Below are 21603 nucleotides of genomic sequence, written 5' to 3'. Positions count from 1 at the left end.
GGATCGTTCAAACGGGTTTCAGTCGGAGGTGCGGGCGCGGTCCTGGTCGGCGCGGTCCTGGTCGGATCGGTCGTCGTCGATCGCAGCTGCGTCGTCGTCGGCGGCGGGGGTCTCTCCACGCATGCGCACGAGGCTCGCTAGCGTCGACACGGCCATCGCGGCGACGATCACCAGCAGGGACACCCACGTGTTGATCTCCGGCGCCCACTCGATGTGGTGGCCGCCGTTCAGGAACGGCAGCTCGTTGTCGTGCAGCGCGTGCAGGACGAGCTTCACGCCGATGAAGGCCAGGATCACGGCGATGCCGTACTTCAGGTAGACCAGACGCTCGAGCAGGCCGCCCAACAGGAAGTAGAGCTGGCGCAGACCCATCAGCGCGAAGACGTTCGCGGTGAACACGATGAAGGGGCTCTCGGTGATGCCGAAGATCGCCGGGATCGAGTCGAGCGCGAACAGCAGGTCCGTGGTGCCGATCGCGATGAGCACGATGAGCAGCGGCGTGAAGTGCCGGACACCGTCGTGGTGGGTGCGGAACTTCATGCCGTCGTACGTGTCGGTGAGACGGACCCGGCGGCGCAGCAGCCGGACGATGAAGGTGTCCTTCTGGTCGTCCTCGTCCTCGCCGCGGAGCTGCTGGATCGCCGTCCAGATCAGCCAGGCGCCGAAGATGTAGAAGATCCACGAGAAGTTCTCGATGAGCTGTGCGCCGACCAGGATGAAGATCCCGCGGAGCACGAGCGCGATGATGATGCCGAGCAGCAGCACCTCCTGCTGGATCTTCTTCGGCACCGAGAAGCGCGCCATGATGATGACGAACACGAACAGGTTGTCGATGCTCAGGCTGTACTCGGTCAGCCAGCCCGCCAGGAACTGCCCCGCGGAGTCGCCACCGGCGAAGACCAGCATGAGCACCGCGAAGATCAGCGCCAGCCCGACGTAGATGCCCACCCAGATGCCGGATTCGCGCAGCGTCGGCACGTGCGGGCGACGCGCGACGATGAGCAGGTCGGCGAGCAGGATCGCGACCAGGGCGATCATCGAGCCGACTTCGAACACGACGGGGAGCTCGGGCATGCGGAGCCTTCCTTGCTGGTGGTGGGGCGGGCGGCTTCGTGAGCGACCCGCACCAGTCTCCGGCATGATCCGGGCGGTGGCGAACCCGGGGGCTGCGTCGGGCGGACAGAGCCGTGCTGTCAGCGCGCTGACGTCACCGCGTCCGCGACGGCCCGTGCGACCTCGGTGGCGGGCACGTCGGTCGCGTCGATGGCCTCGGCCTCGTCGTGCAGCCAGCCGCGCGCCGCCTCGGCGTAGGCGTCGACGTACGCGAACCGGAACGTGGACGGCCCCACGATCGGGTCGTTCTGGATCCGGTCGCGGAGCGTCGACTCGTCGACGTGCAGCACGAAGTGCCGGACCGGGATGCCGTGGTCCGCGAGCCCCGCGGCGATCTCACGCCAGTACGCCTCGACCAGGACCGTCATCGGCATGATGAGCGGCCCGCCCACGTAGTCGTGCACCCGGCGAGCGGTCTCGACCACGAGCGGCCGCCACGGGTCCCAGTGCTGGAAGTTGTCGCTCTCCGGCAGCCCCGGTGTGACGTCCATCAACACCTCGCCGACCTTCTCGGCATCGAGGATCCGCGAGCCGGGCAGCAGCGGCTGGAGCAGTCGGCTCGTCGTGGTCTTGCCCGCCCCGTGGGTTCCGTTCAACCAGACGATCACACCAGGACCCTAGCCGCCGACCACCCCGAGGGGCGGTCGGCGGCTGGTTGTCGATCGACCGAACGGTCAGCGACCGCTGAGGTCGTACGGGGCCACCGTCGAGTCGACCGTCGTCAGGTACCCACCCCCGGCGAGCGCCGTGGGCAGCGTGATGGTGCGGAGCACGGAGGGCTTCGTGCCGGTGGTGTCGATCTGGGTGATCTTCCCCTCGTCGCCCCGCGTCACGAACACACTGCGGCCGTCGTCGGTCGCCGCGGTGAACCGCACCGATGCCCCGGTGGCCGGCTGTCCGGCGACGGGGCCCTTGCGGAGCGGCGTGAGCGCGACCGAGGTCGTGCGGCCGGAGTAGACACCGTCGGCCTGCTTCCGCACCAGGACGAGCGAGTCCCCGGTGCCCGACGTCAGCGCGACGGCGGCGAACCGGGCGGTGACGGCGACGCGGGTGAAGGACCCGGTGCCGAGGTCGACGCTGCCGATCCTGCTGGACGCCGTCGACGAGGTGGTCAGGTACGCGGGGACGGCGTTCCACGGGGTGCCCGCAGCCGTGCTGCCGGCCTGCGTGCCGACCACGGTCGTCCCGTCCGGCGCCATGCGGGGCCGGTAGCTCTGCACGCTCGGCTTCGGGTACGCAACGGACCGGGAGCCCGTGAAGCCGGTCCGCGTCACCCGCACGGTCTGCACGCCGGCGGCCAGGTCGGAGCCGATCACCGTCCCGGTGGCGTTGACGATCGGGCCGTGCGGGTAGGCGCCGAGGGGCGTGGTCGCGACGGGGCGCGGGTGGGTCGCACCCTGCATGATCGCGGACACGGAGTAGGCGTCGAGTCGTCCGCCCGCGGTGACCACCAGGCGCAGGGGGCTGCCGACCAGGAACGTCTCGACCTCTTCGGTGCCGCGCTTGCCCGTCGTGGCGAGCTGCACGGCCGAGGTGTCGATCCGAGCGGTGTGCTCCGTCTTCCGCCGCAGATCGATCACCGTGACCCGCTGGCGCTCGGAGCCGTCGAAGTCGGAGCCGACCGCCAGGTGCCGGCGCGCGGTGTCGGTCGACAGCCAGCCGGCACGCTCCCAGCGCTTGTCGGCGTTGGGGATCGCGTAGTGCTGCGCGATGCGCGCCGTGCCGCGGGGGCCGATGGCGAGCACGTCGAGCTGCGGCTTCGACTCGTCCATGAACGCGATCTGCCCGTGGCCGAGCTGCACGGAGCCCGCGTGGGTGCCGAACTCGATCCCGCTCAGGGTGGCGGTCCGCCGACCGGTCACGGCGTCGTTGACGTACACGCGCTTCGCCGTCGGGTCAGCCGTGACGAGCCAGCTGTGGTGGGCGGTCCGCGTCACGGCGGGTGCAGCCGACGCGGGGACGGCGATCGCGGTGGCGACGAGGGGGACGAGCCCCGCGAGGACGAGGGCGGGGAGGAGACGTGGAGGTCGAGCGGACATGGGGCTCCTGGGGTGCAGTGTCGGATGAGGGTCATCTAGACGATAACCGTTCTCAACTAGACGAGATGCTCCAGAACTGTACGAAGACGCTCAGCATCCCGACGAAGGGGATGGCACCCACGGCCACCGACAGGGCAGCGAAGCAGATCGCCGGTGTCCTGGCCTCCAGTCCGCGGAGCCGCACCGCCGCGACGAGCGCGACGACCGCGAACGGGAACGTCACGAGCACGGCGTACAGCGGCCACGACAACGGCGCCCACGACTCCGCGCTCTCCCCCACGGCTCCGACGGAGACGATCGAGCCGGCGACGACGAGCACGATCTCGACGACCGGGGGCAGGGCGATCGCGACGTCACGCACCACCCGTCGCCGCTGCCACCCCATGCGCCGACCCTAGTGATCCGTGATGTGCGCGCTTCCCCGCCTTCCACCAACCGGGCGTGCCAGGGTCGAGCCGTGCAGAACTCCACGACAGTCGTCATCGCCGGATGCGGCGACCTCGGGACCGAAGCCGGCCTGCGCTTCGCCGACCTGGGCCACCGCGTGATCGGACTCCGCCGCCGTGCCGAGCTGGTCCCCGCACCGATCACCGGCCGCAGCGTCGACCTGCGCCACGAGGTCCCCGAGATCCCCGCCGACACGAGCGTCGTCGTCGTGGCCTTCGCCGCGGGCAGCCGCGACGTCGACGAGTACCGCGCCACCTACGTCGACGGGCTGCGCAACGTGCTCGACGGTATCGACGCCTCGGAGGCCGACCCACGGGTGCTCGTCGTGTCCTCGACCGCCGTGTACGACGTCTCGGACGGCAGCGAAGTCACCGAGGAGACTCCGGCGCGCGGTGCGACCCCGACCGCCGAGGTCCTGGTCGAGGCCGAGGTCCTGCTGCGCGAGCGCGCTCCCGGCGCCGTGCTGGTCCGGCTGTCGGGCGTCTACGGCCCCGGCCGCGAGCGGCTCATCGACCAGGTCCGGTCCGGGTCCGCACGGCTGGCGCCGGGCACCTCACCGCACACGAACCGCATCCACCGCGACGACGCCGCAGCAGCACTCGTGCACCTGGCGGCCCTGCCGGACCCGGCACCGCTCTACCTGGGGACGGACGACGAGCCGAGCCGGCTGGACGACGTGCTGCGGTTCCTGGCCGACGAACTCCACGTCGCCGAGCCGTCGACGGGCGACGGTGACGCGCGGCAGGCCGGCGGCGACAAGCGCCTGTCGAACGCCCTGCTCCGGTCGACGGGCTGGACACCGCAGTACCCGACGTTCCGCGAGGGCTACCGCGCCGTGCTGGCCGGCGAGGGCACCCGCCACCCCTGACACCCTGCGGACCACCGCGCTCAGTGGCCGCGGTGGTCCTGGATCGTGATCCGCGGTCCGAACGCGGGCTTCCGGAACCCGGAGCCACCGATCAACCGCACGACCCGCTCCCGGTGCCCGCGCCAGGGTTCGAGCAGCTCGAGCATCCCGTCGTCGTCCACGGGGGCGCCCGTGAGTGCCCACCCGACGAGTGCCGGCACGTGGAAGTCCCCCACGCTCGGCGAGTCCGGGTCGCCGTGGGAGCGCTGGGCGGTCTCGGCGGCGGTCCACCGGCCGACCCCGGGGATCGACTGCAGCTTCGTGGAGACGACCTCGCCACCGCGCCCGTGCGCCAGGGTCCGTTCGAGTGCCGGCGCGAGCTTCACGGCGCGCATCACGGTGGCCGAGCGCCCCGGTTCGATGCCGGCGCGGTGCCACTCCCAGCTCGGGATCCGTGCCCACGTCGGAGCGTCCGGAGGCACCATCATGCCCGCCGGTGCCGGGCCGGGTGCCGGGGTGCCGTGCCGACGGAGCAGGTACCGCCACGCGCCCCACGCCTGCCGCGAGGTCACCTTCTGCTCCATGATCGCCGGCACGAGCATCGCGACCACGGTGTTCGTGCGGAGCAGCCGGAGCCCGGGCTGCTTGTGGCGGGCAGCGGCGAGGAACTCGTGGCGCGTGACGTCGAACCCGTCCCAGTCGTCGCCGCGACCGAGCATCTCCGGAGCGTGGGAAACCGCCCACGACGCACCGCTCCCCCACGCCGACACCGCGATGGTGTCGCCGGCCCGCCGGATCGCCACGGAAGCGGGACCGGAGGGCGTGCGCAGCGCGAGCCACACGACGCCGCCGACCATCTGGAAGGCCGGGTCGCCGGAGCCGCGCTGCAGGGGCCGCAGGGTCGACGCGACGTCCACCGCGCCTCCAGGCCGGTACACCGTGTCGACGCGAGACGCGTCGCCGGACGCACCAGCGGCGTCGACGGCGGCGGAAGCGAGCAGGGACACACGGGGATGGTAATGCGGAACCACCGTCAGTCATGATGGGCACTGATCCCCACCACTCGACGACGGAGTTCCCATGCGCATCGGCATCCTCACCTCCGGAGGCGACTGCCCCGGCCTGAACGCGGTCATCCGCGCGATCGTCCTGAAGGGCATCGCCATCTACGGACACGACTTCGTCGGCTTCCGCGACGGGTGGCGCGGGGTGGTCGACGGCGACATCGTCCCGCTCGGCCGCAAGGACATCCAGGGCATCGCGAAGCAGGGCGGCACGATCCTCGGCACCAGCCGCACGAACCCGTTCGAAGGCCCCAACGGCGGGGTCGAGAACATCTCCGCGACCCTGCAGCGGCACGGCATCGACGCCATCGTCGCGATCGGCGGCGAGGGCACCCTGGCCGCCGCGAAGCGCCTGACCGACGCCGGCCTGCAGATCGTGGGCGTGCCGAAGACGGTCGACAACGACCTGGGCGCGACCGACTACACGTTCGGCTTCGACACCGCCGTCGCCATCGCGACCGAAGCGATGGACCGCCTGCGCACCACGGGCGAGTCGCACTCGCGTTGCATGGTCGCGGAGGTGATGGGCCGGCACGTGGGCTGGATCGCGCTGCACTCCGGCATGGCCGCGGGCGCGCACGCGATCCTCATCCCGGAGCAGAAGACGAGCATGGAACAGATCGCGAAGTGGGTGCGGGCCGCCTACGACCGTGGTCGCGCACCGCTCGTGGTGGTGGCCGAGGGCTTCGTCCCCGACCACGAGGACACGGCGCACACGGAGCGCGGGCTCGACGCCTTCGGGCGCCCGCGACTCGGTGGCATCGGCGAGCGCCTCGCGCCGCTCATCGAGGAGATGACGGGCATCGAGACGCGGGCCACGACCCTGGGGCACATCCAGCGCGGTGGCACGCCGACCGCGTACGACCGGGTGCTGTCGACCCGGCTCGGGCTGGCGGCGATCGACTCGGTCGTCGAGGAGCGCTGGGGCCGGATGGTGGCGCTGCGGGGCACCGAGATCGAGCACGTCTCGTTCGAGGAGGCGCTCGGGGAGCTCAAGACGGTGCCGCAGGCGCGGTTCGACGAGGCCGCCATCATGTTCGGCTGAGTGGGGCGGGGCGGGCTGGGGCGGCGGGGGCGGCGGGGCTGTTTCGGGCGTACCTGGTCGAATCGGGCGTACCTCGTCGGTTGTTCTGCCCAGGTACGCCCGAATCCACCAGGGATCGCGCGCGTTCTGGGAAAGAACGGGCACGCCGACGGACCCGCCGACTCTGCGCCCGGGCAGATCGGGCGTACCCGGTCAGATCGGGCGTACCTGGTCGGTTGTTCTGCCCCGGTACGCCCGAATCCACCAGGGATCGCGCGCGTTCTGGGAAAGAACGGGCACGCCGCCGAGCACGCCGAGTCTGCGCCCGGTCAGATCGGGCGTACCTGGTCGAATCGGGCGTACCTGGTCGGTTGTTCCGCCCCGGTACGCCCGAATCCACCAGCCATCGCGCGTTCTGGGAAAGAACGGACCGAAGGCCGGGAGGCCCGGGGTAGCGTCCGGCGCATGACCCGCGCCGTCCTCGTGTCCAGTACAGCCCCGCCCACCGTCACCGACGTCGACCTGCCGGATCCGGCCGAGGGCGAGGCCCTCGTCGACGTCACGTACTCGAGCGTCAACTACAAGGACGGGCTGGCCCTCGCGCGGAACCCCGGCGTCGCCCGGCTCGACCCACTGGTGCCCGGGATCGACGTCGTCGGCACGGTGTCGGGGCTCGGACCGGGCGTGCACGAGGTCGCGATCGGTGACCGGGTGGTGCTGAACGGCGCCGGCCTGGGTGAAACCCGGCACGGGGGGTGGGCAACGCAGGCCGTGGTGCCGTCCGGGTCGCTCGTCGCACTGCCCGAGGCGATCGACGACTCGTTCGCGGCGGCCATCGGCACCGCGGGGTTCACGGCGATGCTGAGTGTGCTGGCGTTGGAGCGCTTCGTCGCGCCGGACGACGGGCCGGTGCTCGTGACCGGGGCGTCCGGCGGGGTCGGCACCGTGGCGATCGCGCTCCTCGCGGCCCGCGGGTACCGGGTCACGGCGTCGACCGGTCGCGCGGCCAACACGGACTCGCTCCGCCGACTCGGGGCGACCGTGGTGGTCGACCGCGGCACCCTGTCCGAGCCGGGCAAGCCGATGCAGCGCGCCACCTGGGCCGGAGCGGTGGACAGCGTCGGCGGGGCCACGCTGGCGAACGTCCTGGCCTCGACCCGGTGGGGTGGTGCCGTGACAGCGTGCGGGCTGGCGCAGGACTCCGCACTGCCGACGACCGTGCTGCCGTTCATCCTGCGGTCGGTGTCGCTGCTCGGGATCAACTCCGTCGACGCCCCGCTCGAGCTCCGTCGTCGGGCGTGGGACCGACTGGCGACCGACCTCGACGCGGCGCTCCTGGCCGACGTCACCCGAACGGTGACGCCCGAGCAGGCCATCGCCGTGGGGGCCGAGGTCGTCGCGGGACGGGTGCACGGACGGACGATCGTCGCCGTCACGGGCTGATCCGGCGTGCTTTCCGAGCGATTCATTTAGCAAACGTTTGCATATTGGCACGCTAGGATTTCGAGTGTCGATTTCGTCCTCGAGGAGATGACATGCCGGTCCCCAAGTCCACCGTGGAGAGCTCTCCCCGGAAGCTCCTGCGCGACGTCGTGTACGACAAGATGCTCGCGGCCCTCCGCGACGGCACACTGCAGCATGGCGAGCGCCTGAACGACGACGAGCTGGTCCAGTGGCTGGGTGTGAGTCGCACCCCGATCCGCGAGGCGATCGCGAAGCTCGTCGACATCGGCCTGGTCGAGATGGAGGCGAACCGGTACACCCGCGTCGCCACCCCGACCTTCGAGGACTGGGTCACCGCGACCCGCGCGACCGCCGGGTTCTTCGAGCTCAGCCTGCGCTGGGGCGTCCCCGAGTACAGCGACGAGGACGTCGAAGCCCTCACTGCGCTGCTCGACAAGGCCGACCGCATGCGCAAGGTGCGGGACTACGGCTTCAGCGGCGCCCTCAACGAGATCATCGAGTTCGCGGTCGAGCACTCCGGCAACCCCCTGGTGCAGAACGCCGCGGTCGGTGCCATGGAGCGGGTCCGCTTCACGCTCAACCCCACGCCGGCGTTCGAGCAGTACGGGTCCGAGGCGTTCTTCTCGATCCTGCGCGAAGCACTCACCGAGCGCGACGGCGAAGGCGCTGCCGAGGCCGGCCGCGCCCTCACCCGCAACTTCGAACAGCACATCGAGGCGGTCCGCGCCGACCGCGGCTGACCCGTGGTCGCCGGCGAGTGGGGTGACGCCGACCCCTGGGCGGCGGCGAACGACGACGCCTACGCGTCCCTGCTCGCCCACGTCCGGACCGGCCCCCGCGGGCCCGTGGCCGTCGACCTCGAAGCACTGAGCTGGGAGTGGGGCACGTCCCGCGGCCGCGTCCGTGCAGCGGCCGCTCGGCTCGAGGACCTCGGCATCCTGTCCCGGGGCCCGGACGGCACGTGGTGGTACGAGGAGCTCTCGGACGCCGACCTCTCGGACACACTGGACTTCTGGGTGTCCCTGGTCGGCCCGGCCCTCCGCGCGACGATCCCGGCGCTCACCCCGGAGTTGCACGCCGAGCTCGATCGCCGGGTCGCACGGGCTCGCACCACCGCTGCCCTCCGGCTGCCGGAGTACCCGACAGCGTTCTCCGCCGCCTGCCAGTTCTGGTTCGAGCACTCCCCGAACACCCTGGTGCGCAGCCTGGGCCTGCGTGCGTTCGAGCGGATGCGGTGGGCACGCGTCCCCACCCAGACCTGGTCGGTCCACGACGTGCACGCGTGGTTCGTGACCACCGGCCGTGCCGTGGGCACCGGCGACCCGGCAGTCGCGACCACCGCGGCAGAGGTCATCGACGGGCTGTTCGAGATCCACCGGCGGAACGTCGGGGTCCCGCGGACGAGCCGCTCGGCGGACGACACCACCGAACAGCGTGTCGGCCCGGTCGGCCGCGCCCTGCTCCGCGACGTCCGCTCCGACGCGTTGGCGGTCGGGTCCAGGCACACGCTCGAGGACCTCGTGACACGGACCGGTGCTCCACCCGAGCAGGTCCTCGACGGGCTGCGCTGGCTGCACGACCTCGGGCTCGTCGAGGACGACGGCGGTCGGTACCGCGTCGTGGAACCGTCGCTCGCGACCTGGCGCGACACCATGGAACTGCTCCCCGGCGTCTTCACGCACGGTGCCGTCCACGTCCTGCCCGGTCTGCAGGGACCCGCGCTCGAGGAGTTCCGCGCGCTCGTCGAACGGGCGCGGGCGGACGGCCAGGTGCGCGACCACCGGTACACGGAGAGCGCGTTCGCCGTCACCCGGTTCCTGGCCGAGCAGTCCGGCAACCGCTGGACGCGGCAGGCCCTCCGCCTCGCGATGGCCCGGCTCGCCTACGCGCTGCCCGAGGCCCCGGCGTTCCGCCAGTGGGACGCTGAAGCGCTCTGGCTGGCGCTCGACTCAGCGGCCGGCAGCGGAGACGTCGGTGCCGCCCGGGTCGCGGCCCGCCGGTTCGTCGACGTCGCACGAGCGCACGTGGACGACGTCACGGCCCGGTGGGGCACGATGGGGTCATGACCGACGCGCGCGACGACGTCCTGATCCACGCCACCGGGGTCCGCGTCACGCGCTCCGGCCGCGACCTGCTGCACGACGTCGACCTGACCGTCCGGCGCGGGGAGCACTGGGCGCTGCTCGGACCGAACGGTGCCGGCAAGTCCACGCTGCTCGCCGTCCTCGGCGCGACCGGACACCCCACCGCGGGCACGGTCGAGGTCCTCGGCCGCCGGCTCGGACGCGTCGACGTCCGCGAACTCCGGGAGCACATCGGCCACGTCGACCCCCGCCACCGGATGCTCTCACCGCTCACGGTGCTCGAGACGGTGCTCACCGGGCTGACCGGCACGACGGACCTCATGATGCGGTGGGACCCCTCGGCCGAGCAGGTCGCGCTGGCCGAGCAGCACATCGCCGACGTCGGGCTCACCGCACGACGGGACGCCCGCTGGCCGGTGCTCTCGCAGGGTGAGCGGGGACGCGCCCTCATCGCCCGTGCCCTGATGTCCGAACCCCAGCTGCTCCTGCTCGACGAACCGGCGACCGGGCTCGACGTCGCCGCACGGGAGCACCTGCTCGAGACCGTCGATGCGCTGCGGCACCGGCACCCCGAGCTGGGCAGCGTCATGGTGACCCACCACCTGGAGGACCTGCCGGCCTCGACGTCGCACGCGATGCTGCTCCGCGACGGTGCCGTCGTGGCCCAGGGGACCTCGGACGAGGTCATCACGTCGTCGGCGGTGTCGCACGCGTTCGACTTCCCGCTCGCGATCCTGCGGGCAGAGGGGCGCTGGGCCGCGCGCCGATCCGCCTGACGCGTGCTTGAATGGCTGTTCAGTGTCCGCGGCCCGTGTCGGGGAGGGACCCGGCACCGCACCACGGTGTCACGCCGCGGACCGTCACCAGGGGGAACCATGACGAACACGCCGCCGCCCTACCCGGGGTCCGAGTCGCAGCCGAACGACGGGCAGCCCAACGCCGGCCACCCGAACGGCCAGCAGTACCCGCAGCAGCCCGCAGGCCAGCCCCAGCAGCAGCCCGCAAGCCAGCCGTACGCGCAGCAGCAGCCCGTCGGCCAGCCCTACACGCAGCAGCAGCAGCAGCCCGCCGGCCAGCCGTACGCCCAGGCCGCCCCCGCCGGCGCCGCGCCCTACGCACCCCCGCCCACGTCGTCGTCCTCCCGGGGCAAGCGCGTCCTGATCTCGGTGCTCGGCGTCGTCGTGGCCGTGGTGGTGGCGTTCCTCGTCCGCCAGGGCCTCAACGCAGCCTTCAGCGACTCCACGGAAGAGAAGGTCTCCAAGGCCGTCGAGCAGATCCGCGAGCAGAGCGACCTGCCCAAGCAGGTCGACTCCGTCACGACGTGGACCGGGATCGAGGCCGAGGGCGCCGCGATCCACTACGACTACACGGTGTCGTCGAACGTCGATCCGGCCTCGATCACCGAGGGGGCCATCCGCGACGCCGTCGGGCCGAACCTCTGCTCGAACAGCGAGACGAAGAAGCTCCTCGACGAGGACGTCGACATGCGCTACACGTACAAGTTCGAGGGCTCGTCGAAGACCGTGGACACGACCTTCACGAAGGCCGACTGCTCCTGAGCCCTGACGTCACGCGGCCGCGGCGGCAGCAGCCTTCGCGGCCGCGGGCAGGGCGTCGAGGATCCGTCCGACGGCGCGGTCGTCGTGCGCGGCAGTGACGAACCACGCCTCGAAGACGCTCGGCGGCAGGGTCACCCCGGCGTCGAGCATCGCGTGGAAGAACGGCGCGTAGCGGAACACGTCCTGCGCCCGCACGTCGTCGTAGTTCCGCGGTGCCTGCTCGGTGAACGCGAACGAGAACAGGTTGCCGGCGCGCTGCACGGTGTGGGCGACGCCCTCGGCCGACAGGGCCTCCGACGTGGCCGCGGAGATGACCGCAGCCGTGCGGTTGAGCGACTCGTACACGGACGGCGTCGCGGCCCGCAGCGTGGCGATGCCGGCGGCGACGGCCAACGGGTTCCCCGACAGCGTGCCCGCCTGGTACACCGGCCCGAGCGGGGCGAGGAAGTCCATGACCTCCCGCCGACCGCCGAGTGCGGCGAGCGGCATACCGCCACCGATGACCTTGCCGAACGTGATGAGGTCGGGCTTCCACCCGGCACCGTCCGGCACGACCTTGGACGCCTCGAGGCCCCACCAGCCGGCAGCGCCGACGCGGAACCCGGTCAGGACCTCGTCGACGATGAGCAGCGCGCCGTGCGACCGGGTGATCTGCGCCAGTGCACGGTTGAAGCCGCGCTCCGGTGCCAGGACGCCCATGTTCGCGGCGGCCGACTCGACGATGACGGCGGCGATGCGCTCGGAGTGCTCGTCGAAGGCCCGACGGACGGCGTCGAGGTCGTTGTACGGCAGCACGAGGGTCTGCGCGGCGGTCTCGGCGGTGATGCCCGCGCTGCCCGGCATGGCCAGGGTCGCGACGCCCGAGCCGGCCTCGGCCAGCAGGGAGTCCGAGTGCCCGTGGTAGTGCCCGGCGAACTTCACGAGCAGGTCGCGACCGGTGTAGCCGCGGGCCAGCCGGATCGCGGTCATCGTGGCCTCGGTGCCGGTCGACACCATGCGGAGCTTCTCGATGGGGCCGTCGCCGTCCACCGACACCCGCTGCTTCACGAGTTCGGCCAGCTCGGTCTCACCCGGGGTCGACGCCCCGAACGACAGTCCGCGCGCGGCGGCCTGCTGCACGGCCTCGACCGTGCCGGGGTGGGCGTGCCCGAGGATCGCGGGGCCCCACGACGCGACGAGGTCGACGTACTCGCGACCCTCGGCGTCGGTGACGTAGGCGCCCTTCGCGGACACCAGGAACCGCGGGGTGCCGCCGACCGATCCGTAGGCGCGGACCGGGGAGTTCACGCCACCCGGGATCGCGTTCTTGGCACGGCCGAAGAGCTGGTCGTTCGTGGTCATTCGGGGGCCTTCCCGGTCGAGGCGATGCCGGCGACGTCCGCGGTGCTGCCCGAGGTGCGGAGGCCCGCTTCCTCGTTGAGCTTCCGCGCGATGTCGACGGCGAAGTAGGTCAGGATCGCGTCGGCACCGGCGCGCTTGATGCCGACGAGCGACTCCATCGCGGCGGCGTCGCGGTCGATCCACCCGTTCTGCGCTGCTGCGGTGATCATCGCGTACTCGCCCGAGATCTGGTACGCCCAGACCGGGACCGGCGAGGTCGCAGCGGTCTCGGCGAGCACGTCGAGGTAGCTCATCGCGGGCTTCACCATCACGATGTCGGCGCCCTCGTCGACGTCGAGCTCGACCTCGCGGAGGCCCTGTCGACCGTTCGCGGCGTCGATCTGGTACGTCCGGCGGTCACCGACGAGCGACGACGACACGGCCTCGCGGAAGGGGCCGTAGAACGCCGAGGCGTACTTCGCGGCGTAGGCGAGCAGCGCGGTGCCGCTGTGTCCGGCACCGTCGAGGGCGTCACGTGCGGCGGCGATCTGGCCGTCCATCATGCCGCTCATGCAGACGAGCTCGGCACCGGCCTCGGCCTGCGCGACCGCCATGTCGCGGTAGCGCAGCAGGGTGGCGTCGTTGTCGACGGAGCCGTCGGCGGCCAGCACACCGCAGTGTCCGTGGTCGGTGAACTCGTCGAGGCACAGGTCGGACTGCACCACGAGGGCATCCCCCACCTCTTCGCGAGCGACGCGGATCGCCACGTTGAGGATGCCGTCCGGGTCGGTCGCGCCGGAGCCCTCGGCGTCCTTCGTGGTCGGGACGCCGAAGAGGTTCACGCCACCCACACCGACCGACGCGGCGTCGACGAGCGCGCGGCGGAACGAGTCGAGGGAGTGCTGCTGCACGCCCGGCATGCTCGAGATGTCCACGGCGTCGGTCGCGCCTTCGCGGATGAACATCGGCAGCACGAGCTCGGCGGGGTGGAGCCGGGTCTCGGCCACGAGTCGTCGCATCGCGGGGGTGGCGCGGAGCCGACGGGGGCGGACCTGGGGGAAGCGTCCAGTCACGGGTGACCTTCCTGGTGGGGGGTGGTTGGGTTCAGTGCCTCGACGACGGCGTCGAGCAGGGCTTCTGCGGACCGTGTGCGTCCGACGGCGTGCACGGGGAGTCCGGCCGCACGGGCGTCGGTCGCGGTCCCGGGGCCGATGCAGGCCACGATGGTGCGGGGGTCGAGCGGGGTCATCCGGCGGGCGATCTCGCGGGCGACGCTGCCGCTCGTCACGAGCACCGCAGCGGGCGCCGTCTCGAGGGTGATCGGCTCGTCGCCGGTCCCCACGGTACGGTACGCGACCACGTCGTCCACGTCGATGCCGCGGGCACGGAGGCCGTCGACGAGCGTGGGTGCTGCGATCTCGGAGCGGGGGAACAGCACGGTGCCGTCGGTGTCCGGCAACTCCTGCACCAGGCCGGCTGCGGACGTCTCGGTCGGCACCAGGTCGACGACCCAGCCCACAGCGCGCGCGGCACGGGCGGTCGGCTCGCCGACCGCAGCGACGCGCACCCCGGCCGGGAGGCCCGCCACGCGTTCCGACAGGACCGTCACGGCCGTCGCACTGGTCACCACCACCCATGCGTAACCAGCCACAGGGGTCCGGTCACCGACGGTATCCGGTGATCCGGGCCTCTCCCCACCGGCACGGCCGGCCCGCCGCTGGCGCGTCGGTCCGGAACCGGCGTCGTGGGCCCAGGCCGCTCCGGAGGCGACCAGGCGGCGGACCGCAGCGTCGAGCGCGGCGGGGTCAGACGGCGGAGCGTCCGTGATGAGGGGGACGACGACGGGGGCGAGCCCACGGGCCCGCGCCTCTGCGGCGACCCGGTCCCCCCACGCACCGCCACGCGGGACGAGGACGACCGGGGGTCGTGCCTCGTCCGTCGCGGTGGTGGGGGGTTCCGTGGTGACCGCCTACTCGGCCGGTGTCGCGAGGCCGGGACCCGCGGTGTACGGCCCGTCCGTGGTGTCCTCGGCGACGGTGGTCGCCAGGTCGGCGAGGTCAGCGGCGCCGTTCTCGAGCAGCTCGGTCGCCACACGTCCACCGACCGCGAGTGCCTCGTCGAGACGCTCCTGCGCCGACCCGTCGAGCACGGCCGCGTGCGACGCGGTGCGGTACTCGGTGCCGTCGGGGCGGTAGACGGTCGCGGACACGAGCAGCAGCTCGGCGTCCACGACGGCCGTCGCACCGATCGGGGCGGAGCAGCCGGCCTCGAGCTTGGCGAGGACCTCGCGCTCGGCCGTCACCGTCAGGCGGGTGGGGGCGTGCTCGATCTTGCGGAGTGCGGCGAGCAGCCCACGGTCGGTCTCGTCCGTGCGGATCTCCACCGCGAGCGCACCCTGTCCGGGAGCACTCGGCCAGAAGCCGAGGTCGAGCAGTTCCGTGGCGGCCGACAGGCGGTCGATGCGCCCGAGGCCGGCGGCGGCGAGCACCACGGCGTCGAGGTCGTCGTCCACCCGGCCGAGGCGGGTGTCGATGTTGCCGCGGATGTCGACGACGTCGAGGTCCGGTCGTGCCGCACGGAGCTGCGCGGCACGGCGGGGCGAACCCGTGCCGACCTTCGCCGCCTCGGGCAGCGTGTCGACGGTGGCACCGTTCCGGGCGACGAGGACGTCACGGGCGTCCGCACGCTTCGGCACGGCACCGATCGTCAGGCCCGGGTACGGCGCGGTCGGCAGGTCCTTCAGCGAGTGCACGAGCACGTCGACCTCGCCCGCGACCAGGGCTTCACGCAGGGCACTGGCGAAGACACCGGTGCCGCCGAGCGAGGCCAGGGACGCACGGTTCGTGTCGCCCTCGCTCGTGACGGTGACGAGTTCGACGGGTCGGCCGGCCGCCTTCGCCAGGCGGTCGGCGACGTCCTGCGACTGCGCGACCGCGAGCCGGCTGGCACGGGTGCCGAGCCGGATCGGGACCGGGCCGTCGGGCGCTGTGGCGCTGGGGTCGTTCACGGTCGTGTCGGTCACGGAGCGACGCCCGCGGCGGCGGGCTTGAACCCCGCTCGCACGTTCTCGCAGCAGCCCGGACGGCACACGTCGTACCAGGGGCCGATGTCGGTCATGTGCGGGCGCTCGGCCTTGGGCGTGCCGTTGACCCGCTCGAGCACCAGGTCGACGAGACCGGACACGTAGGCCGGGTCGATGCCGGGGGTCTGCGTGCGGAGCGACCAGAAGCCGAGCTCACCGGCGGTCTCGGTGGCTTCCTCGTCGAGGTCCCACATGACCTCCATGTGGTCGCTGACGAAGCCGAGCGGGACGATCAGCACGGCACGCGTCGGGCCGCCCTTGAGGTCCTCGTTCATGTAGTCGTTGATGTCGGGCTCGAGCCACGGCTGCGTCGGGGGGCCGGAGCGCGACTGGTAGACGAGCTTCCAGGCGGGCTTCGACGTGCCCTGCAGGTGGGCGTGCTCGGGCTGCTCGAGGAGCTCGGCCCAGGCCTGGTCGAGCACGACCTCGCCGACGGCCAGGTGCTGCGCCTCGTACGCGCCGTGCTCGTCGAACCCGCGGTAGTCGGGGCCCGAGCGGGCGGCGTCGGTCGAGGGGATGGAGTGCGTCGAGAAGAGCACCTGCAGCTCGGTCGCGACGTCCAGGCCCTCGTTCTCGGCGATCGCGCGGGCCATGCCGTCGCGGACGCCGTCGATGAACGGGCGGACGAAGCCCGGGTGGTCGAAGAACTGGCGGACCTTGTCGATCTGGATGGTGTCGATCAGACCGGTCTCGTTGAGCACGCGGGCGTAGTCCTCGCGGTACTGCCGGCAGCTCGAGAACGACGAGTACGCGCTCGTGGCGATGGCGACGAGCTTCGTGTAGCCCTTGTCCGCGGCCTCGGTGAAGGCTTCTTCCAGGTAGGGCTCCCAGTTGCGGTTGCCCCAGAGGACCGGCATGTCGATGCCGCGCGACGCCAGCTCGGCCTCGAGCGCGGCCTTGAGCGCACGGTTCTGCGCGTTGATCGGGCTCACGCCGCCGAAGTGGCGGTAGTGGTGCGCCACCTCCTCCAGGCGCTCGTCCGGGATCCCGCGGCCACGGGTGACGTTCCGCAGGAAGGGGATGACGTCGTCCTGGCCCTCGGGGCCACCGAAGCCGGCGAGCAGGATCGCGTCGTAGGCGGTCGGGGTCTCGACGTGCTCGGGACCGGACGCCGCCGCGGGGGTGGCGGCGAGGACCTGGCCGTTCGTGATCATGCTGGTGTCGGTCATGACAGCACCTCCGGGAGTTCGGCGGTCGTCACACGACGACCCGTGAAGAAGGGGACCTCTTCGCGCACGTGCATGCGCGCTTCGGTGTAGCGGAGATCGCGCATCAGGTCGACGAGGTCGACGAGGTCCGGGCTCTCGAGCGGCAGGATCCACTCGTAGTCGCTCAGGGCGAAGGTCGCGATGGTGTTCGTGAGCACGCGACGGTACTTCGCGCCGGCGATGCCGTGGTCGCGGAGCATCTTCGAGCGCTCCTCTTCCGGCAGCAGGTACCACTCGTAGGAGCGGACGAACGGGTACACCGTGATCCACGCCTCGGGGTCCTTGCCGCGCAGGAACGCGGGGGTGTGCCGCTTGTTGAACTCGGCCTCGCGGTGCATGGCCATGACGTGCCAGACCGGCTCGGCGTCCTGGAACAGGCCGGTGCGACGGATCTCGCGCAGCACGGCCTGGATCGCCTGTGCGTCGTCGCCGTGCAGCCAGACCATGACGTCGGCGTCGGCACGGAAGGCCGAGACGTCGTAGAAGCCACGGATCGTGACCCCGCGCTCGGCGGCGCTGGCGATCACGGTGTCGAGTTCGGCCACGGCGTCGTCGCCGACGCGGTGGACCGGACCGAGGGGCCGGCGGAACACTGCCCAGAGGGCGTAGGCCGTCAGCAGGTTCGGGTCGATCCCGGAGTCCGGCTGGCCGGTCTCGGCGGGTTCCGTGTGTGGGTGGTCGTGCGCGGGCACGGGCCCGGTGTTCGTGGGCGCGTCGGAGCTCATGGATCCATTGTCCTATCGGTTGCCAGGGTGTTGGCCGCCCCGCATCCGGTGGACCGCGCTCGGGCGGTCTACCGCCGTCGGAGCACCAGCACGACGATACCCCCGACCACCGCCACACCGGCTGCGAGACCAGCCAGGTAGGGCACCGGCTTCTCGTCGAGGCCGCGCTTGAACTTCGACGCCGCGATCCCGATCTGCTTCGGGACGTTGAGCTTGTCCTCGATCGCGTCGAGGGTGTCGAACAGCTGGGCGCGGGTCGCGGCGACGCGAGCAGCGAGATCGTCGTGCGGGTCGGTCACGGTTCCTCCGTCGGTGGTGCGGCTGTCGGGGCTGTCGGGGCTCAGGAGCGGCCGTCGACGTCCGGCTTGCGGCTGCCGTACTGCGTCGGCGGGGTCGGCTTCTTGCCGAGGCCCTTGACCGCGTTGATGTCGTCCTTGACGCTGGCGATCGTGCGCTTCGGCGTGATCGGCAGGCCCTTCTTCAGGCGCTTCCAGCCGATCAGGCCGAGGATCGCGGCGATGATCAGCATCACCACGGCCACCACCAGTGCTGCCAGCCACGCCGGCATCACGGTCGCGAGACCCATCACGGCTGCGGTCAGCAGGACGCCGATCGCGTAGAGCACGACGACAAGCGCACCGACCAGCAGACCGGCTGCGAGGCCGAAGATCTTCGCCTTCGCGAGCATCTCGGCCTTGAGCAGGTCGATCTCGCCCTTGACCAGGCCCTTGACGAGCTTCGGGACGTCGCCGACCAGGCCGAACAGCGAACGCGACTTGCGATCGCGGGTGTCGGTCATGAGGTGGTGGTGTCCTTCTTCTGGCCGACCTTGCGGACGGCCTTCTTGGTCGTCTCACCGATGAACTCGGCGACGTCCGGGGTCTTGTCGGCGATGAAGTCCTCGGCGACGTGCACGCCCTTCTGGACGCCGTTGCTGTTCCAGACCTTGCCGCTGACGGTCTTGATCTGCTCGTACCGCGCCCGTCCGGCTCGCGATCCCAGGACGTACCCGAGTGCGGCGCCGGCGACGAACAGGAGCTTTCCGCGCATGTGCGATTCCTCCGTGCATTGGTTGTGCGGTGGTCATGCACCGAACGGAATACGTCCGGCGGTCTCACCAACAGTAGCCCTCAGGGGCTGCGCGGTCCGCTCAGGAAGCGAGGATCTCGTCGGCTGCCTTCCGAGCGGCGCCGATGATGCCCGCCAGGCCGCGTCCGGTCGAGGCCTCGCCGATCCCGACGACGCCCTCGGCCAGCCCGGACGCTGCCAGGTCCGGTCCGTACCAGCCGACGCGTGCGGCGCCGCTGACGCGGTCGGCCGTGATCGGCACACCGAGCAGCGTGGACGCGTCATGCAGCGCACGGCTGCCGACGGGGTCGGTCGGGTCGACCGGGAGGCTCGTGGCCACGCCCGCAGGGTCCGTCGCGGTGGTCGCGTAGCTGAGCCGCAGGACGTGGCGTCCGTCCGCCACGTCGGCCAGCCACGGCCACTTCACCGTCGCGTGCGTGAGGGCCTTCGCCGACACGGCCTGCGCGTCCGGGTGCACGAGCATCCCCGTGCCACGCGGGGCGGCGTCGAGCTCGGGCTGGTCGACGACGAGCGTGACGAGCTGGATGCCCGTCCGGTCGGGGGCAGCGGTGCGCTCCGGGTCGGCGACGGAGGACAGGGTGTGCTGGGCCGGCAGCCGTTCGGTCGTGCCGTCGGCGCCGACGATCTCGACCGCGTGCGCCTCGATGCGGGTCGCCCGGGTGTGCAGCCGGACGTCCACCCCGTAGGTCGCCATGTCGGCGACGAGCTCGTCCACCAGGCGCACCGTCCCACCGCGGATCCCCTGCACCGGGGTGCCGGCGGCCGCGCGTGCCCGCAGCGACAGGACGGCCCGGGCGAGCGAGCCCTCGCGCAGCAGTGCAGCGCGCAGGCCCGGAGCGACCCGGTCGGGGTCGAGCTGGTCGGGGTGGGTGGAGTGCACGCCACCGGCGATCGGCACCACGAGGTCGTCGAGCACCCGCTCCCCCATGCGCCGGCGGACGAGTTCGCCGAGCGAGGACGCCTTGGCGCCCACCGGTGCCGGCAGCAACGAGTCCATCTGGGCGCGCAGGCCACCCTTCTGCCCGACCACGGCCAGCACGTCGGCGGCCATCGGGGTGCTCGGGATGCCGAGGAGTCCGGTCGCCGGGATCGGGGAGGTCCGACCGTCGCGGGTCATCAGCCAGGCGCCGCGCGGGTCGGGGGCGACGACGTCGTTGCCGAGCCCGAGCTCGATCGCCAGGCGGCCGACGGCGTCCGTGCGGGTGGCGAAGGAGTCCGCCGCCATGTCGAGGTCGATCCCGCCGACGGTGTGCCGACGGATCATGCCGCCGAGCTCACCCGAGGACTCGACGAGCACCACGTGGGCGCCGCCCTTGGCGAGGTCACGGGCGGTGACGAGCCCGGCGATCCCGCCGCCGACCACGACGACGTCGGTCACGCGCCGGCTCCGTCCTGCGCTGCACCGTCGTCCGAGCGGCCGTCGCCGAGCGAGTGGACCAGCTCGACCACGCGGGTCAGGACGTCCGGGTCGGTCTCGGGCGGGACCCCGTGGCCGAGGTTCACGACGTGGGCACGTGCGGCACCACCCCGACGGACGACGTCGCGGACGTGCGCTTCGAGGACATCCCACGGCGCCGAGAGCATCGCCGGGTCGATGTTGCCCTGCACGCTGACCCCGGTGCCGACACGCTGGACCGCCTGGTCGAGCGGCAGGCGCCAGTCGACCCCGACCGCGTCGACGCCGACGGTGTCCGTGCCGAAGGTCGTCATGTCGGCCAGGACCTCGCCGCTGCCGACGCCGAAGTGGATGCGCGGCACCCCGAGCTCGGCGACGTGCGACATCGCCTGCGCGGAGTGCGGTGCGACGGACCGGACGTAGTCGGCGCGGGAGAGCGACCCGACCCACGAGTCGAAGAGCTGCGCGGCCGAGGCCCCGGCGAGCACCTGTGCCCGGAGGAACATCCCGGACACCTCGGCGGCCCACGCGAGCAGGCGCGACCAGGTCTCGGGGTCGGCGTGCATGAGCGTGCGGGCGCGGATGTGGTCCTTGGACGGGCCACCCTCGACCAGGTAGGCGGCGAGGGTGAACGGTGCCCCCGCGAAGCCGATCAGCGGGGTGTCGCCGAGCTGCTCGACCGTGCGCCGGACGGCCTGCTCGATGGGGGCGAGGGCCGCGGGGTCGAGCTGCTCGAGGGCGTCGACGTCGGCGGGGGTCCGGATCGGCGATGAGAGCACCGGGCCACGACCGGGGACGATCTCGACGTCCACACCGGCGAGCTTGATCGGCACGACGATGTCGCTGAAGAAGATGCCCGCGTCGACCCCGTGCCGGCGGACCGGCTGCAGGGTGATCTCCGACGCCATCTCCGGGTCGAGGCACGCGTCGAGCATGGCTGTGCCGATCCGAAGCTCCCGGTACTCCGGCAGGGACCGTCCGGCCTGCCGCATGAACCACACCGGGAGCGTCTCCGGACGGTCACCCCGCAGGGCCCGCACCAGGCGGGAACCACTCGTCCGCCCTGATGCCAGGGGGTGGGAGTCGGGGAGGGATGTGGTCGTCGCTTCGGTCACCGGATGATTCTCCCATCGAGCGCGTTA

23 protein-coding genes are annotated in these 21603 nt (G+C 72.0%); 7 read left to right on the top strand and 16 right to left on the bottom strand.

The window, feature by feature from the left end; genetic code table 11:
* Nucleotides 1-18: 18 nt before the first annotated feature.
* The 4 genes from DEI96_RS00805 to DEI96_RS00790 all read right to left on the bottom strand — a co-directional run bounded on the left by DEI96_RS00805 (nucleotide 19) and on the right by DEI96_RS00790 (nucleotide 3537).
* A complete protein-coding gene (locus tag DEI96_RS00805; RefSeq protein WP_111022383.1) occupies nucleotides 19-1074 on the bottom strand; it encodes a TerC family protein in 1056 nt (351 codons plus the stop codon).
* Nucleotides 1075-1193: 119 nt separating this feature from the next.
* Nucleotides 1194-1721 carry an ATP-binding protein gene (locus tag DEI96_RS00800; RefSeq protein ID WP_111022384.1) on the bottom strand — a complete coding sequence of 176 codons (528 nt, stop codon included), beginning with the start codon at nucleotides 1719-1721 and terminating at the stop codon, nucleotides 1194-1196.
* Between the two features lie 66 nt (nucleotides 1722-1787).
* Nucleotides 1788-3152, bottom strand: a complete 1365-nt coding sequence (locus DEI96_RS00795; protein ID WP_111022385.1) for a hypothetical protein — start codon at nucleotides 3150-3152, stop codon at nucleotides 1788-1790.
* 52 nt (nucleotides 3153-3204) lie between these two features.
* Nucleotides 3205-3537: a hypothetical protein gene (locus tag DEI96_RS00790; protein WP_111022386.1), complete on the bottom strand. Its 333-nt coding sequence runs from the start codon at nucleotides 3535-3537 to the stop codon at nucleotides 3205-3207.
* A 72-nt stretch (nucleotides 3538-3609) separates the two neighbouring features.
* Here DEI96_RS00790 and DEI96_RS00785 point away from each other — a divergent pair, with 72 nt between their 5' ends.
* Nucleotides 3610-4467, top strand: a complete 858-nt coding sequence (locus DEI96_RS00785; RefSeq protein ID WP_111022387.1) for an NAD-dependent epimerase/dehydratase family protein — start codon at nucleotides 3610-3612, stop codon at nucleotides 4465-4467.
* A 20-nt stretch (nucleotides 4468-4487) separates the two neighbouring features.
* Here DEI96_RS00785 and DEI96_RS00780 read toward each other — a convergent pair whose 3' ends face one another.
* Nucleotides 4488-5453, bottom strand: a complete 966-nt coding sequence (locus DEI96_RS00780) for a DNA-3-methyladenine glycosylase family protein (protein WP_111022388.1) — start codon at nucleotides 5451-5453, stop codon at nucleotides 4488-4490.
* 73 nt (nucleotides 5454-5526) lie between these two features.
* Between DEI96_RS00780 and DEI96_RS00775 the strand changes: the two genes are divergently transcribed.
* The 6 genes from DEI96_RS00775 to DEI96_RS00750 all read left to right on the top strand — a co-directional run bounded on the left by DEI96_RS00775 (nucleotide 5527) and on the right by DEI96_RS00750 (nucleotide 11641).
* Nucleotides 5527-6555 (top strand): 6-phosphofructokinase, encoded by a 1029-nt coding sequence (locus tag DEI96_RS00775; protein ID WP_111022389.1) that lies wholly within the window; start codon nucleotides 5527-5529, stop codon nucleotides 6553-6555.
* A gap of 444 nt (nucleotides 6556-6999) precedes the next feature.
* Complete coding sequence (locus DEI96_RS00770; RefSeq protein ID WP_111022390.1) at nucleotides 7000-7977, top strand: MDR family oxidoreductase; 978 nt, start codon at nucleotides 7000-7002, stop codon at nucleotides 7975-7977.
* A 92-nt stretch (nucleotides 7978-8069) separates the two neighbouring features.
* Nucleotides 8070-8738: a GntR family transcriptional regulator gene (locus tag DEI96_RS00765; protein ID WP_111022391.1), complete on the top strand. Its 669-nt coding sequence runs from the start codon at nucleotides 8070-8072 to the stop codon at nucleotides 8736-8738.
* Between the two features lie 3 nt (nucleotides 8739-8741).
* Nucleotides 8742-10064, top strand: a complete 1323-nt coding sequence (locus DEI96_RS00760) for a GntR family transcriptional regulator (protein ID WP_111022392.1) — start codon at nucleotides 8742-8744, stop codon at nucleotides 10062-10064.
* Nucleotides 10061-10858 (top strand): ABC transporter ATP-binding protein, encoded by a 798-nt coding sequence (locus DEI96_RS00755; RefSeq protein ID WP_111022393.1) that lies wholly within the window; start codon nucleotides 10061-10063, stop codon nucleotides 10856-10858. Before DEI96_RS00760 ends, DEI96_RS00755 begins: the two co-directional genes overlap by 4 nt.
* 99 nt (nucleotides 10859-10957) lie before the next feature.
* Complete coding sequence (locus tag DEI96_RS00750; protein ID WP_111022394.1) at nucleotides 10958-11641, top strand: hypothetical protein; 684 nt, start codon at nucleotides 10958-10960, stop codon at nucleotides 11639-11641.
* A 9-nt stretch (nucleotides 11642-11650) separates the two neighbouring features.
* Here the strand turns inward: DEI96_RS00750 and hemL are convergent, their stop codons facing one another.
* From hemL to hemE, 11 genes are all read right to left on the bottom strand, one after another.
* On the bottom strand, nucleotides 11651-12982 hold the full coding sequence (hemL, locus tag DEI96_RS00745) for a glutamate-1-semialdehyde 2,1-aminomutase (protein ID WP_111022395.1): 1332 nt from the start codon (nucleotides 12980-12982) through the stop codon (nucleotides 11651-11653).
* Entirely contained in the window at nucleotides 12979-14034 is a 1056-nt protein-coding gene (hemB, locus tag DEI96_RS00740; protein WP_258372698.1) for a porphobilinogen synthase, read from the bottom strand. The genes hemL and hemB overlap by 4 nt, the downstream gene beginning before the upstream one ends.
* Complete coding sequence (locus DEI96_RS00735; RefSeq protein ID WP_258372699.1) at nucleotides 14031-14612, bottom strand: uroporphyrinogen-III synthase; 582 nt, start codon at nucleotides 14610-14612, stop codon at nucleotides 14031-14033. The genes hemB and DEI96_RS00735 overlap by 4 nt, the downstream gene beginning before the upstream one ends.
* Nucleotides 14613-14930: 318 nt before the next feature.
* On the bottom strand, nucleotides 14931-15983 hold the full coding sequence (gene hemC, locus DEI96_RS00730) for a hydroxymethylbilane synthase (RefSeq protein ID WP_244993316.1): 1053 nt from the start codon (nucleotides 15981-15983) through the stop codon (nucleotides 14931-14933).
* Nucleotides 15980-17212: a ferrochelatase gene (locus tag DEI96_RS00725; RefSeq protein ID WP_111022397.1), complete on the bottom strand. Its 1233-nt coding sequence runs from the start codon at nucleotides 17210-17212 to the stop codon at nucleotides 15980-15982. Before DEI96_RS00725 ends, hemC begins: the two co-directional genes overlap by 4 nt.
* Complete coding sequence (gene hemQ / locus DEI96_RS00720) at nucleotides 17209-17976, bottom strand: hydrogen peroxide-dependent heme synthase (protein WP_175330816.1); 768 nt, start codon at nucleotides 17974-17976, stop codon at nucleotides 17209-17211. Before hemQ ends, DEI96_RS00725 begins: the two co-directional genes overlap by 4 nt.
* A gap of 68 nt (nucleotides 17977-18044) precedes the next feature.
* The gene (locus DEI96_RS00715; protein WP_071404475.1) at nucleotides 18045-18275 is read right to left on the bottom strand and encodes a DUF3618 domain-containing protein; all 231 of its coding nucleotides are present in this window, start codon (nucleotides 18273-18275) and stop codon (nucleotides 18045-18047) included.
* A 41-nt stretch (nucleotides 18276-18316) separates the two neighbouring features.
* Nucleotides 18317-18775: a phage holin family protein gene (locus DEI96_RS00710; protein ID WP_071404474.1), complete on the bottom strand. Its 459-nt coding sequence runs from the start codon at nucleotides 18773-18775 to the stop codon at nucleotides 18317-18319.
* The gene (locus DEI96_RS00705) at nucleotides 18772-19026 is read right to left on the bottom strand and encodes a hypothetical protein (RefSeq protein ID WP_017887727.1); all 255 of its coding nucleotides are present in this window, start codon (nucleotides 19024-19026) and stop codon (nucleotides 18772-18774) included. Before DEI96_RS00705 ends, DEI96_RS00710 begins: the two co-directional genes overlap by 4 nt.
* Before the next feature lie 100 nt (nucleotides 19027-19126).
* On the bottom strand, nucleotides 19127-20443 hold the full coding sequence (locus tag DEI96_RS00700; RefSeq protein WP_111022398.1) for a protoporphyrinogen/coproporphyrinogen oxidase: 1317 nt from the start codon (nucleotides 20441-20443) through the stop codon (nucleotides 19127-19129).
* Nucleotides 20440-21576, bottom strand: a complete 1137-nt coding sequence (gene hemE, locus DEI96_RS00695) for a uroporphyrinogen decarboxylase (protein WP_111022399.1) — start codon at nucleotides 21574-21576, stop codon at nucleotides 20440-20442. The genes DEI96_RS00700 and hemE overlap by 4 nt, the downstream gene beginning before the upstream one ends.
* Nucleotides 21577-21603 lie beyond the last annotated feature (27 nt).

It is taken from the genome of Curtobacterium sp. MCLR17_031, assembly GCF_003234775.2.
GTDB lineage: Bacteria > Actinomycetota > Actinomycetes > Actinomycetales > Microbacteriaceae > Curtobacterium > Curtobacterium flaccumfaciens.
This window is presented reverse-complemented; position numbering and strand designations above follow the sequence as displayed.